This is a genomic window from Burkholderia sp. MSMB1826 (assembly GCF_001526325.1).
In the GTDB taxonomy this organism is placed as follows: domain Bacteria; phylum Pseudomonadota; class Gammaproteobacteria; order Burkholderiales; family Burkholderiaceae; genus Burkholderia.
Genome location: NZ_LOYN01000050.1, coordinates 47,974 through 61,417 on the forward strand (window position 1 = coordinate 47,974; position 13,444 = coordinate 61,417).

The 13,444-nt window shown below is 66.6% G+C and carries 14 protein-coding genes and 1 pseudogene; 10 read left to right on the top strand and 5 right to left on the bottom strand.

Going from position 1 to position 13,444, the window contains the following annotated elements; all coding sequences use genetic code 11:
- Positions 1–30: 30 nt before the first annotated feature.
- The 3 genes and pseudogenes from WS95_RS28045 to WS95_RS35505 all read right to left on the bottom strand — a co-directional run.
- Positions 31–1,335: a HipA domain-containing protein gene (locus WS95_RS28045; RefSeq protein ID WP_059827271.1), complete on the bottom strand. Its 1,305-nt coding sequence runs from the start codon at positions 1,333–1,335 to the stop codon at positions 31–33.
- Positions 1,325–1,609: a helix-turn-helix domain-containing protein gene (locus WS95_RS28050; protein WP_059827274.1), complete on the bottom strand. Its 285-nt coding sequence runs from the start codon at positions 1,607–1,609 to the stop codon at positions 1,325–1,327. The genes WS95_RS28045 and WS95_RS28050 overlap by 11 nt, the downstream gene beginning before the upstream one ends.
- A 294-nt stretch (positions 1,610–1,903) precedes the next feature.
- Positions 1,904–2,032 (bottom strand): annotated as a pseudogene (locus WS95_RS35505) (nitric oxide dioxygenase); the annotation flags it as partial.
- Between the two features lie 194 nt (positions 2,033–2,226).
- Between WS95_RS35505 and WS95_RS28055 the strand changes: the two are divergent.
- The 9 genes from WS95_RS28055 (at position 2,227) to WS95_RS28095 (ending at position 9,345) form a co-directional block, all read left to right on the top strand.
- Complete coding sequence (locus WS95_RS28055) at positions 2,227–2,937, top strand: MgtC/SapB family protein (protein ID WP_034209176.1); 711 nt, start codon at positions 2,227–2,229, stop codon at positions 2,935–2,937.
- Between the two features lie 71 nt (positions 2,938–3,008).
- Positions 3,009–3,434, top strand: a complete 426-nt coding sequence (locus WS95_RS28060) for a CBS domain-containing protein (protein ID WP_034209175.1) — start codon at positions 3,009–3,011, stop codon at positions 3,432–3,434.
- Between the two features lie 26 nt (positions 3,435–3,460).
- Positions 3,461–3,730 carry a DUF2934 domain-containing protein gene (locus tag WS95_RS28065; protein ID WP_179950239.1) on the top strand — a complete coding sequence of 90 codons (270 nt, stop codon included), beginning with the start codon at positions 3,461–3,463 and terminating at the stop codon, positions 3,728–3,730.
- 122 nt (positions 3,731–3,852) lie between these two features.
- Positions 3,853–4,134, top strand: coding sequence for a hypothetical protein (locus WS95_RS28070; protein WP_059827276.1), 282 nt, complete (start codon positions 3,853–3,855; stop codon positions 4,132–4,134).
- 58 nt (positions 4,135–4,192) lie between these two features.
- Positions 4,193–5,197 (top strand): SDR family oxidoreductase, encoded by a 1,005-nt coding sequence (locus tag WS95_RS28075; protein WP_034209172.1) that lies wholly within the window; start codon positions 4,193–4,195, stop codon positions 5,195–5,197.
- A 200-nt stretch (positions 5,198–5,397) separates the two neighbouring features.
- Positions 5,398–6,324, top strand: a complete 927-nt coding sequence (locus WS95_RS28080; protein ID WP_034209171.1) for a TauD/TfdA dioxygenase family protein — start codon at positions 5,398–5,400, stop codon at positions 6,322–6,324.
- A 48-nt stretch (positions 6,325–6,372) separates the two neighbouring features.
- Entirely contained in the window at positions 6,373–7,404 is a 1,032-nt protein-coding gene (locus WS95_RS28085) for an ABC transporter substrate-binding protein (protein WP_059794265.1), read from the top strand.
- A 67-nt stretch (positions 7,405–7,471) separates the two neighbouring features.
- Complete coding sequence (locus tag WS95_RS28090) at positions 7,472–8,461, top strand: ABC transporter ATP-binding protein (RefSeq protein ID WP_059827278.1); 990 nt, start codon at positions 7,472–7,474, stop codon at positions 8,459–8,461.
- Positions 8,458–9,345, top strand: a complete 888-nt coding sequence (locus tag WS95_RS28095) for an ABC transporter permease (RefSeq protein WP_034209168.1) — start codon at positions 8,458–8,460, stop codon at positions 9,343–9,345. The genes WS95_RS28090 and WS95_RS28095 overlap by 4 nt, the downstream gene beginning before the upstream one ends.
- A 229-nt stretch (positions 9,346–9,574) precedes the next feature.
- Here the strand turns inward: WS95_RS28095 and WS95_RS28100 are convergent, their stop codons facing one another.
- Together WS95_RS28100 and WS95_RS28105 are read right to left on the bottom strand one after the other, a co-directional pair.
- Positions 9,575–10,759, bottom strand: a complete 1,185-nt coding sequence (locus WS95_RS28100) for a porin (RefSeq protein WP_059827507.1) — start codon at positions 10,757–10,759, stop codon at positions 9,575–9,577.
- A 538-nt stretch (positions 10,760–11,297) separates the two neighbouring features.
- Positions 11,298–11,768 (bottom strand): hypothetical protein, encoded by a 471-nt coding sequence (locus WS95_RS28105; protein WP_257139960.1) that lies wholly within the window; start codon positions 11,766–11,768, stop codon positions 11,298–11,300.
- Positions 11,769–12,089: 321 nt separating this feature from the next.
- Here WS95_RS28105 and WS95_RS28110 point away from each other — a divergent pair, with 321 nt between their 5' ends.
- A complete protein-coding gene (locus tag WS95_RS28110) occupies positions 12,090–13,352 on the top strand; it encodes a glycosyltransferase family 9 protein (RefSeq protein ID WP_059827281.1) in 1,263 nt (420 codons plus the stop codon).
- Positions 13,353–13,444 lie beyond the last annotated feature (92 nt).

Consider the following 13,444-nt stretch of genomic DNA (forward strand, 5'->3'; position numbering starts at 1 on the left):
GAGGTGGGCCGGCCATCCGCGCATCGCCGTTTACCCGTGCGGGGTCCGCAGCACGCGCCCCATCTCCGCGATCGGCATGGCAACGATCGAATTCAGCAACCGCATTTCCCCGGCGTCCGGATGCGCGACGTTCCGCACGTCATCGAGCGTCTGCTCGACGTGACGATCGAGCGGTTCGAGAAAACGCTGCAGTTCAGTGGCGGCCGCTTTCTCCCTGAGCCCGAGCGCCTGACCGAACGCGATCAGCGCCTCCACGTCGATATCGGCGAACCGCGTCGCATGCCCGAGCGGCATCGTCAGCTCGCAGTGCGGCCAGTGATCGCCGCGATGGTCGGGGCGGTGCGTCGGCGTGTGATACGCGACCGTGCTGACGATGTCGTAGAACGGCGCGAGCCGGTAGCCGCGCGCATCGACGAAGAACGACAGGTTCTTCAGGTGCGCGTCGGCGTTGCCGACCACCACGTTGAACACGGTCCAGCGGAACACCGACAGGCGTGTCAGCGCGCGCGTGCTGGTGCGGTCGATCGCGCGGGCAAGCTCCTGCGCATTGGCCCGCTGGTATTTGAAACCGCGGTCGTAGTTCAGCAGTTGCATCGCGTCGATCGTATGCACGCGGCCGGCCGGCTCGGATGCGACGTCGCGGTCGAACCGGTCGATCACGTAGCACGCGGACGGCGCGCGCAGGAAATGAACGTCGGGCACGTCGAGCCCCATCTTCTTCGCGAGCCGCATGCAGAAGAACTCGTTGATCGCCGAATGCGGATAGCCGGCCGCGCGCATGTCGGGTTTGAGCAGGTGCATCGACGGCTCGCTGCCGACCGGCTCGAACAGCGCGTAGTCGGGCGCATCGCCGCGCAGCACCAGCAGCAGCTTCTGCTGCGCGCCGGCCGCCGACATGCGCTTGGGCGCGGTGGCCGTCAGCGCGCGCTCGGGCATCGCCTGAATCCGGCGCTCGAGTTCGTCGAGCGGCAGCGGTTGCAGGCCGCCGGCCGCTTCGTGCTCGCCGTCGGCCAGCAGCGTCAGCGCGCCGGCCGATTCGCGGCCGAAGTACGCGAGCAGGCCCCATGCGTCCGCCGCATCGACCTTTGCCTCGCGCGCGAGCGACGTGCGCATGCCTTCCTCCGGCAGCAGGTTGTCGAAGAACCACTGGACCGGGCGATCGGTCGACGTGTCGGTGAAGACGCCGGCGCGAAGCGGGAACGCCGGCGACAGCGGATACGCGGCGGGCGATGCGAGCCAGTTCGCGTCGTACGCGAACGACCAGATGCCTTTGTCGTCGGTCAGCGTGCCCATGCGCACGCCGTTCGCGGACGCGATCAGCGTTCTAGCCGCCATGGCTGCTCCTGCGGCGTTGCGCGGCCTTCAGCGCGGCGGCTTCGGAAATCTCGATCGACGATTCGGCATACAGCCGCACACCCAGTTCGCCGAGCAGCAGCATGACCTTGCCGATTTGCGCGGTCGGCTTGCCGGCTTCCACCTGGCTGATGAATTTCGGCGACAGCCCGGTCGCGTTCGCGAGTTCGTCCCGCGTGAATCCCTGCTGGATCCGCGTCGCGCGAATGAGGTGGGCGAGCGCGCCGATCGTGTCGACGGGCTGGGACTCCGACATGACGTTCTCCGTGCTTCGTATCTGATCGGGAACAGTATTGCATAACTCGCGGGCTCGGGCATCACTTCGTATTCGTACGGGAACGAACTGGGAATCGCGATGCTTGGGACGTCGTTTCGTATCCGATCGGGAACCGAATGTCGTGAAATGATTGGAGAGAGGATGTTCGTATCTGATCGGATACGGAGAAGAAGGCGCGCGTGCTCGACCGGCCATGCCGGCGAGGAAGTCCGGAAGATGGCTGCGGGAGGCAGCGAGTCCGCCGGCGTCCGCGCGACGAGCGGCGGACCACGATCATTCGGCGAACAGATCCGGCCCGAACACCGCGTAGTGAATCCGTGCCTCGTGGATGCCGAGGTTCTTCGGCGCGTCGTGCTGCATCCGCATGAACGGTATCGGGTCGCCGCTGTAGTCATCGGCATCGACGTCGCGCGATCAAGGCTGACGGCGGCCGTTCGCCACGCTGGCGCGGTACTCGCGCAACGCCCCTTTCTACAATTCCGTCCGACTCGCTACACGCGCCGCCATACCCCGAACGCGGGTCCGGTCCTTGCTCGGTCGAGCGTCGTCGGCGGCGTTCGCGCACCGACACACGACGATTTGCATGGGAGGCGCGCATGGAACCGATGCCGGTCGTACTGCAGTGGCACGACGTTCTCGTCAGGATCCTGCTGGCGCTCGTCGCGGGCGGGCTGATCGGCGTCGATCGCAGCGAATCCGGCAAGACGGCCGGGCTGCGCACGACGATCCTCGTCTGTCTCGCCGCGTGCCTGTCGATGCTGCAGGTCAATGCGCTGTTGCTGCAAGCGGGCAAACCGGAGGGCGCGTTCTCGGTGCTCGACCTGATGCGGTTGCCGCTCGGCATCCTGACCGGGATGGGCTTCATCGGCGGCGGCGCGATCCTTCATCGCGACGGCCTCGTGTCCGGCGTCACGACCGCCGCGACGCTGTGGTTCGTGACGGTCATCGGGCTGTGCATCGGCGGCGGCCAGTTGTCGCTCGGTGCGCTCGGGCTGGTGCTGGCGCTGCTGGTCGTCTGGCCGCTGCGGTTGGTCGAGCAGCGCTTGCGGCGCGTCAGGACCGCGCTGGTCACGGTCGAATATCCGCTGGGGTCGGTTGCGCGCGCCCAACTGGGCGAGCAACTGTGCGCCGCGGGTTTCACGTGCCGGACCAAGCGTTTTAGCGAAACGACCGCATGCGCGGTGCGCGAGGAGGAAATGTTCGTGCAGTGGCGCGAAGCGCCCGACGCCGACGCGATGCTGAAGCAACTGATGCGGATCGTCGAATCGGCCGGCCTGACGTCGGTGCGCTGCTCGACGGAGGACTGACCCGCGCGACGGCCGGAACGCGCGATGCTCGTGCAGGAGGCCGCCGTGGGCGGCTTTCCAAGGAGCGAAACATGACACGTGTATCGGAAGTGATGACACGCGACGCCGCGACCATCGGCCCGACACAGAGCCTGCGCGATGCGGCCAGACTGATGGACGACCTGAACGTCGGGGCGCTGCCCGTGTGCGACGGCACACGGCTGATCGGCATGCTGACGGACCGCGACATCGTCGTGCGCGCGGTGTCGATGGGCGTGCCGCCGGACGAGGCGGTCGAGGGCGTCGTCAGCGGACCCGCGAACTGGTGTTACGAGGACGACGACGTTTCGGCGGTGCAAAAGAAGATGGAAGACGCGCAGATTCGCCGCGTGCCGGTGGTCGACCGACAGAAGCGGCTGGTCGGCATCGTCGCGCTGGGCGATCTGGCGACGGCCGCGGACGGCGCGATGTCGTCGACGCTCGGTGCGGTGTCGGCGCCGTCGCGCCCGGATCGGTGATCGCCATGGCAGACACGGAGAACGGCATGAACGAAGACAGGGAAACGCGGATCCGCGAGCGGGCGTACCGGCTGTGGCAGGCGGACGGCGCGCCGGACGGCAGCGCCGACGAATACTGGCGGCGGGCCGAGCAGCAACTCGATGCGGAAGGCGGCAGCGTGGACGGGCGCGCCGGGCAGACGGAGGATTTGCCGGCCGATCAGTCCGCGAAGCGCCGCATCCCCGGCGAGCCGCTGCAGGACGTCGACGCGGTGCCGACTGGCGAGGTTGCGCACGAAAGGCGGCGCCGGCGGTGAAACGTGTCCGGCCGCGATCCGGCGACGGCCGTACCGGGACGAGCATGCGGGACACGCACGATGGCGGATCCCGTGCGCCCCGCGCGCGGTCGGCCCGACACCATCCGAACAGGGAGAGAGTCATGACCCAGGAAACTCGACGCAAGAACCCCGCGTCGCCCGACCCGGCACGCGAAGCGGCCGACGCGCCGGACCGGCGCAAGCCGACACCCGGCCGCGCATCGTCCGTGCGCTCCGGCCATGCGCCCGGCGGCGGCGAGCTGGACACGATGCCGGACGATCAGGCGCGCAAGGTCGTGCCGGACGATCCGCGCCAGACCGAAGTGCGCGATCCGGCCGGCAAGCCGTGGCCGGACGAGCACGACGCACCCGACGGTTTGGGCAACCGGCCGCGACCGCTGTAGCGGCGCCGCCGCCCGAATCGCGACGTTCCGTTTCGCCATCCACGCACCGGAGTCCATCATGTCATCAGACGAAGTTTCCGAATCCCGTCGCAAATGGGTGCAGGGCACGACGGCCGGACTGGTCGCCAGCGTCGCCCTGCCGACGATCGCGCAAACGGGCGGCCCGCCCGACGTCGGCGATACGGCGCCGCGCGATCCGCGCACGCTCTATCCGCATGCGCCGTTTCCGCAGCAGCACCAGCCGTGGCCGGGCCTCGCGGGCCGCATGACGCCGCGTCCCGATCACGGCGAGCGCAGCTATCGCGGCAGCGGCCGGCTCGACGGCCGCAAGGCGCTGATCACCGGCGGCGACTCGGGTATCGGCCGCGCGGTGGCGATCGCCTGTGCGCGGGAAGGCGCGGACGTCGCGATCGTCTATCTGCCCGACGAAGAGCCCGATGCGCGCGAAGTCGTGGACCTGATCCGCAGCGCGGGACGCAAGGCGGTGCCACTGCCGGTCGACATCCGCAGCGAAGGCGCGTGCAACGGGCTCGTCGAGCGGGCGGTTGCCGCGCTCGGCGGGCTCGACATCCTCGTGAACAACGCGGCTCGCCAGCAGAGCCACGAATCGATCCTCGACATCAGCACGGAGCAGTTCGACTGGACGCTGCGCACCAACCTTTACGCGATGTTCTGGATCACGCGGGCCGCGATTGCGCACATGCCGCCCGGTTCGGCGATCGTCAATACGACGTCGGTCAATGCGTACGACCCGTCCGCGAACCTGCTGGACTACGCGATGACGAAAGCGGCGATCGCGAACTTCACGAAGGGGCTCGCGAAGCAGATGATCAAGCGCGGCATCCGCGTGAACGGCGTCGCGCCGGGGCCGTTCTGGACGCCGTTGCAGGTCAGCGGCGGACAGACGACGCACAACGTGGAGACGTTCGGCGAGCAGGTGCCGATGGGGCGGCCGGGGCAACCGGCCGAGATCGCGTCGATCTATGTCGAGCTGCTGTCGTCGCGCGCGAGCTATGTGACCGGGCAGATCTATGGTGCGTCGGGCGGCGCTGGACAACCTTAGTTGGCTGGCGGCGTAGCGCAGCGCTGCGCGGCCGGACCCTCCCGCCATCGATGGCGATCGCCGATTTCGCCCGAATCGGCGCCGTATGCGCGAGCAGCGATCTTTATCACCGCAGCAGATAAACGTATCCGAATCGCTTCGTTGACGCCCGCCGGCACGCCCTCGTAGATTCGCGTTTTGACCGAATCAGGAGCCGTGCCGTGACGACTACCGCCATCCGCGACGCCGCAACGCTGTCCACCGGGCATCCCGCCGCGCGGCCGGACGGCTTGGCGCAGCACTTCGACATCGTGCCGTTCGATGCGCCGCTCGGCGCCGAAGTGATCGGCCTCGACCTGTCGAAACCGCTCGATGCCGACGATTTCGCGCGCATCCATCGTGCGCATCTCGATCACCACGTGCTGGTATTTCGCGATCAGCGCATCACGCCGGACGAGCACATCGCGTTCAGCCGCCGCTTCGGTCCGCTGCAGATTCACGTGCTGCACCAGTTCGCGCTGGCCGGCCACCCGGAAGTGCTGATCGTGTCGAACATCGTCGAGAACGGCAAACCGATCGGGCTCGGCGACGCCGGCCATTTCTGGCATTCCGACCTGTCGTACAAGGAAAAGCCGAGCCTCGGCTCGCTGCTGCACGCGCAGGAGCTGCCGGCGGAAGGCGGCGACACGCTGTTCGCGAACATGCATCTCGCATGGGACACGCTGCCGGCCCATCTGCGCCGCGCGGTCGAAGGGCGGCGCGCGGAGCATACGTATCTCGCGCGCTATGCGGAATTGCAGGCGCGCAGCCCGTGGCGGCCCAACCTGTCGCCCGAGCAGATCGCGCAGGTCGCGGCGGTCGTTCATCCGGTCGTGCGCACGCATCCGGAAACCGGCCGCAAGGCGCTGTTCGTCAGCGAGCATTTCACGACGCGTATCGTCGGGCTGCCCGACGACGAAAGCCGCGCGCTGCTCGACGAATTGTTCGCGCACAGCGTGCGCGCCGAACACCTGTATCGGCACGCATGGCGCGATCACGACCTGGTGTTCTGGGACAACCGTTCGCTGATGCATCTCGCCGCCGGCACGCCCGACCACCTGCGCCGCAAGCTGTACCGCACGACGATCGAAGGCGACGCGCCTTTCTGAGCCGCGCGCCGCGTCGTTCATTTCCGCCCCTTCCTGAACGGAGTTCCGATGTCGTTTTCGTTTTTGCCGGCGCGCCGCGCGCTGGCAGCCACGCTCACCGCCGCGCTCGCTTTCGCGGGCGCGGCGATCCCGCAAGCCGCGCACGCGGAGGGCCGCATCCGCATCGCCGAGCAGTTCGGCGTCGTCTACCTGATGCTGAACGTCGCGCGCGACCAGCAGCTGATCGAGAAGGAAGGGCGCAAGGCCGGCCTCGACATCAAGGTCGACTGGGTGCGGCTGTCGGGCGGCGCGGCCGTGAACGACGCGCTGTTGTCCGGCGCGGTGGACGTCGCGGGCGCGGGCGTCGGCCCGCTCCTGACCGTGTGGGACCGCACGCGCGGCCGGCAGAACGTGAAGGGCGTCGCGTCGCTCGGCAATTTTCCGTACTACCTCGTGAGCAGCAACCCGAACGTGAAGACGATCGCCGACCTGAGCGCGAAGGACCGGATCGCGGTGCCGGCGGTCGGCGTGTCGGTGCAGTCGCGCGTGCTGCAGTACGCGGCCGCGAAGCAGTGGGGCGACAAGCAGTTCGACAAGCTCGACGCACTCACGCAGGCGATTCCCCATCCCGACGCGACGGCCGCGATTCTCGCGAACAGCAACGTGATCACCGGTCACTTCGGCAATCCGCCGTTCCAGGAGCAGGAGCTCGCCGGCAACCCGAACGCGCATATCGTGCTGAATTCGTATGACGTGCTCGGCGGCCCGAGCTCCGCGACGGTGCTGTACGCGACCGAGAAATTCCGCGACGACAACCCGAAGACCTACCGCGCGTTCGTCGCCGCACTGGCCGATGCCGCCCGACAGATCGCGGCCGATCCGGAGCGGGCGGCCGATACCTATATTCGCGTGAACGCGTCGAAGATCGATCGCGCGCTGCTGCTGAAGATCCTGCGCAATCCGCAGGTGCAGTTCAAGACCGCACCGCAGAATACGCTGCCGCTCGCGCAGTTCATGCATCGCACCGGTGCGATCCGCAACGAACCGAAGTCGTGGCGCGACTACTTCTTCGACGATCCCGCGACGGCCGGCGGCAGTTGAGCGGCGCCGATGCTGCGACGCCGCGATCGACGCTTATGCGTCGGCGCGGTTTCGATATGCGCAATCGATGGTTGGTCCGCACGACGCCCGGCCGTATGTTGATGCTTTGCCCGCAAGAGATTCGATCGTGAACGCCACTTCTCCCCGAACCTGGTTGCCGCCGTATGCGGCGCGCGACGGCGCGTCGCCGGCCGCATCCGCCGCGCTCGACACACGCGCCGCCGGGCGGCCCGCGGCGAATGCCGCGCCCGCCGGTGCGCACAGCGAACGCCTGCTCGCCATCGACGAGGTCAGCCTCGAATACCGCAGCGGCGCGCGGATCGTTCGCGCGACGCATCGGGTGAGCTTCGACGTGTACGGCAGCGACCGCTTCGTGCTGCTCGGCCCGTCGGGGTGCGGGAAGTCGACGCTGCTGAAGGCGATCGCCGGCTTCATCGAGCCCGTCTCGGGTTCGATCGCGCTCGACGGCCGGCCGGTACGCGGGCCGGGGCCGGACCGCATCGTCGTGTTCCAGGAATTCGACCAGTTGCCGCCGTGGAAGACGGTCGTCGAGAACGTCGCGTTTCCGTTGCGCGCCGCCGCGAAGCTGTCGCGCGCAGAAGCACGCGAGCGCGCGCTGCACTATCTCGACAAGGTCGGCCTCGGCACGTTTGCGGATGCCTATCCGCATACGCTGTCGGGCGGCATGAAACAGCGCGTCGCGATTGCACGGGCGCTGGCGATGCAGCCGCGCGTGCTGCTGATGGACGAGCCGTTCGCCGCGCTCGACGCGCTCACGCGCCGCAAGATGCAGGAGGAACTGCTGCGGCTGTGGGACGAATTCCGCTTCACGCTGCTGTTCGTCACGCATTCGATCGAGGAGGCGCTCGTGGTCGGCAACCGGATTCTGCTGCTGTCGCCGCATCCGGGCCGCGTGCGCGCGGAGCTCAACAGTCACGAGCATTCGCTCGAGAACATCGACACCGGCGACTTCCGCGACAACGTCGCGCGGATCCATCGCCTGCTGTTCGACACCGACGCACCCCACGCACCGACGACGGAGGACGCCGCATCGTGAGTACGCTCGATCCCCTCCTGCCGCCGCTGCCGCCCGTGCGCGCCGAATACACGCGCACGCTCGACGCGCTGCCCGACGCCGAGCGCGCGGCGCCGGCGCCGCTCATGCGCCGCATCGGCGGCGCCGCGTGGTTTCGCCGCAGCGTCATCGCGCTCGTGCTGATCGCCGCATGGGAGATCGTCGCGCGCATCGTCGCGAACGATCTGCTCGTCCCGACTTTCGGCGCGACGCTGGCCGCGTTCGTGCAAGGCATCGAGTCGGGCGAACTGCTGGTCAAGACCGGCATCTCGATGTCGGTGCTGCTGCGCGGCTATGCGCTGGGCGTGCTGCTGGCGTTCGCGCTGACGTCGCTCGCGGTATCCACGCGCATCGGCCGCGATCTGCTGACGATGCTCACGTCGATGTTCAATCCGCTGCCGTCGATCGCGTTGCTGCCGATCGCGCTGCTGTGGTTCGGGCTCGGCACCGGCAGCCTGCTGTTCGTGCTCGTGCATGCGGTGCTGTGGCCGCTCGCGCTCAGCATGTATACCGGCTTTGCCGGCGTGCCCGCCACGCTGAAAATGGCCGGGCGCAACTACGGGCTCACGGGGCTGCGCCAGATCGCGCTGATTCTCGTGCCGGCCGCGCTGCCGTCGGTCCTGTCCGGCTTGCGCGTCGGCTGGGCCTTCGCATGGCGCACGCTGATCGCGGCCGAACTCGTGTTCGGCGCGAGCGCGGGGCAGGGCGGCCTCGGCTGGTACATCTTCCAGAACCGCAACGAGCTGTATACGGATCGCGTGTTCGCGGGTCTGGCGGCCGTCATCGTGATCGGGCTGCTGATCGAGAACCTCGTGTTCGATACGCTCGAACGCGCGACCGTGCGGCGCTGGGGCATCCAGCACTGACGGGCCCGGCGCATGCATCACGCAACCTGAAACCGGCTTCTCACGTGTGCCAGGCGCGTCCCGTCCCTATACGGCGAGGAAAAGGGGAATCGGTCGTGGTCGAACGCATGTTGCGTACGGGAGCCGCGCGCAGGGAAGCGAGCATTTTCGGCAACCGGGTGCGGCGCGGCAAACAACGATTGCAGCCTTGCGCATCGTGCTTGTCGCGCCGCGCCCGATGCAGGTGCCGTCAGAACTTCACGCGCAGCCCGCTGACGAACGCGAGCTGGCGGTTCGTCGACGACGCGCTGCCGATGTTCGAGATCGCCGCGATCTTGCGATAGCCGCCCGACGTCGCGGTGCTCGCATCGCCGGCCGCGAGCTGGTAGATCGCCGACACGTAGATATCGGTGCGCTTCGACAACGCATAGTCGAACCCGAGCGTGAACTGGTGCCAGCGCGGCTTCAGCGTCTGGCCGCGCGTGCCCGGCAAGCCGCTCGCGCGCCCGTCGGTAAACGTATAGACGCCGATCAGCGTCGCCGCCGGCGTGATCTGGTAGCGCGCGTTCACGTCGTAGTTGTTGAACTTGCGCGACGAGCCGTCGAGATAGTCGAGCTGCGTGTGGCTCCATGCGAAGCCGAGCGTCGTACGGCCGAGCGCGTAGTTCGCGCCCGCCGCGCCGATCTGCTGCTTCAGTACGCCGCCGTTCAGCCCGTAGAAGAACGCGCCGCTGTAGTCGTTGCCGGTGGTCGAGGTCGCGCCGCCCACCGCGCCGCTCGTATTCGACGTCGCATTCGGATGGTTGAATCGCACATAACCGCCGCCGATCGACAGCGGGCCGTTCACGTAGTTCGCCGAGGCGCCCCACGCGTTGTTGTTCGAGAATCCGGTGCCCGCGCCGCCATTGGCCTGGTTGCTGAATGCATAGAGCAGGTCGGCCGTGAAGCCGGCGATCGCGTCGCTGCGGAACTTCACCGCGTTGTTCAGCCGGAAGCTCTGGTTCATGTTGTCGTTGTCGCCCACGTGCGTGGCCGGTGACCAGAATCCCGCCCCCGAGTACTGCGCGACGAGATCGGTGATCGGCTCGTACTGACGGCCGAACGTCAGCGTGCCGAGGCCTTGCTTGCCGAGACCCACGTACGCGGATCGGCCGAACAGGCGGCCGCCCTGGCCGAGCCCGCCGTCGCTCGGCCGGAACCCGCTTTCCAGCGTGAAGACCGCCTGCAGGCCGCCGCCGAGATCTTCCGCGCCTTTCAGGCCCCAGCGGCTGCCGCTCAGCTTGCCGCTCGTCTGCTGGATGTTGCTCGCGCCGCCCTGGTTGTTCGTATACGCGATGCCGGCGTCGACCACGCCGTACAACGTCACCGAACTCTGCGCATGCGCGCTGACCGAACCGATCGAAACCAAACCCAGCGCTACCGTTTTTTTGATCATGACCATCCTCTGTTGTTATCAATACGTTTGTGAGGATCACGATGCTATTGACGACGAACGCGCCGACGAACGGCCGATCCGTGGTTTGTAAATCGCTGCGCGGCCGATTTGTAATGTGCGTTGCCGTCGGCCCGGCATGTGCGCCGCGATCGCGTCCGGCACGCCTGCTGCGGCGAACGCATCGCGCGGACCACGAACGTTGCGTGACGAAAATGTACCTCCGCGGTCATATCGATCGATGAAATCGTTCGATGTACGCAATACCCGTCGTTCGCATGACGATGCGTTTACACAACGCCCCGCTAGGCGAGGGCCAACCGATGCGCTACGCACGTTCGCATATCGATTCCGCGAAACGTTGGTAGGGCGGGAGCGGGCCTGTTTGCCCGCATCGGCGTGTTGAACGGCCCGGCCCGTGTCGCGCCGTTGTGGGATACGTCGTTCGATCCGCTGGCTGCGGCGGGGTGGCGCGAGGAAACGGGAAGCGCTTGCCGATCAGTGGCGATGCGGGTTTCGTCGGACGGTTCGGGCGACCGGATCAGGAGAACGTCGTCGCGACCATGATGCCGAATACCACGCCGAGCGCGATTCCGCAGAGCCGGCCGTAGATCGATGCGCGGAGATTGTCGTCGAGCTCGAAGGGCGAGCGCTTGTGCTTCCATACCGTGCTGAATGCGACCGGACGGGTCAGCAGCGCAACGCACGCGATCAGCACGGGCGTGGCGACGAGCATCGCGACGCGCGGGCCGTTCCAGTCGACACCGTGCATGGCCAGCGAAACCAGCACGGCAATCGGCACCTCGATGCACAGGCCCAGCAGCGAGCCGTTGACGAAGGAATCTCCCGGAGTCTGGAACATGATCGGTCCTGGGGTGCGGATGAAAGCGGTGCCGGGCGGGCGTCCAATAGAACGATCGATAGCCGATGCGCGACGATCGGTCGATCGTGTTCGACGTGAGCCGACATGACGGTGGATGTTAAGGGAAATCGTCGGCCCGTTGTCGGTCATTCAAGTTATTTGACAAATGTTCCCGGGCGGAGGGCTTTTATGTCGCGCGGGCAAAGTGTAAGGTTCGGCAAGTGACCGCGACGTCATAGCGGCATGCCGCCGACGGCCGGCCGTCTTCCTGTCGCGTTCGCGGATTGAGGTTGCGCGCGCAATCGGCATATTTCCGGCAGCCCGCGACCGCACGCGCCGGTACGGGTGAATCGCGTGGTGGTGGCCGATACCGGAAATGGCGACCGCGATACGTCGTCGTGCCGACGGCGCCCAAAATAAAACTCGATCGTATATAGAAACCGAATCACCGGAATTCCATGCGGGGATAAATTGACAAGCGATCAATTCGGGCTCGACGTTGCATACAACGCCTACCTTCGTGAGAAATCCGCGAGCACCGGACTCGCGCTGGGTCGCGCGCTCAGGTTGTCGGGCCACGCGGAGGAAGCGATTCGATTGACGAAGGAGCTTGCGGATCGCATCGAAGCGCCATTCTTTCGCGCGCAGATCGGCATCGACATGAACTATCTCGGCCTTTTTTCGCAGGCCGAAACGCTATTGACTCAGGCCGTCGCCGAACTTGATCACGAGCCCGATCTCAGAATCGTGCAGGTCGAACTCGCGATCTCGCAATACGCTCAAGGTCGTTTTCGCGAAGCCCACGCCCTGAGCCGACGGCTGCGCGATACCTGGAGCCGAGCCGGTATCGTTTCCAACATCTATCGAAGCGATACCGTCGAGTACGAAAAAATCGTCGGCAAGCTTCTGCGATTCGACGAATCGGTCGCGGGAAAGCGCGTCCTCGTCGTTCAGGAGGGCGGGCTGGGCGACGTGATCATGTTTTCTCGGTATTTGCATCTCTTGCGGGACGAAGGGGCACAGGCTGTCGTGTTGCAGGCACCGAACACGCTGGCGACGATATTTTCCGCATGGGATTGGATCACCGTCGTAGAAGATGCCCGCAGTGCAATCGACCAAAGTGATTGCGTCATCTGCACCTTCGACCTCTTCGTGCGCTATCAGGCGACGCCATACTTTCCCAGCTACACCGATTCGTACTTGCAGGCACCGGCCGGACGGGAAATGACGGCGCGGGTTGCCGACATTTTCAAAAATCGACGCCACGGCGTTCGCGAGATAGGCCTGATCTGGCGTAGCGGTACCTCGGTGCGCCACGAACCCTATCGATCGATCCCGCTGGCGCAACTTGCGCCGTTGTTCGGTGCGCCCGAGAGCCGTTTCCATGCGCTGCAGTTCGGCAAGATCACCGACGACGAATATGCGGTGCTCGATAAACATGGCATTGGCGTCATCAGTGAGGAGCTGAGCGATTTCGGCGACACGGCCGTGATCCTCGATGCGCTCGATTTGTTGATCACGGTGGATACGGGGCCTGCCCATCTCGCCGGCGCGCTCGGACGCCCAGTGTGGGTACTGCTGTCGGCGGCATGCGACGAGCGTTGGTCCAACTGCCATCGAGACACGCCGTGGTACCGGTCGATGCAGTTGTATCGGCAAGCGACATTGGGTGACTGGAGCAGGCCGATATCGGAGATGGCGCAGGCGTTGTCCGGCGACGATGCAATCGGGTAGGCGCTACCGTCCACATCCATCGTCAGCGCGCGTTCGTTCGAGCGGGCGGCGATTCGCCCGGATGCGCCCGGTCGTGACGTTGCGGCCGCCGC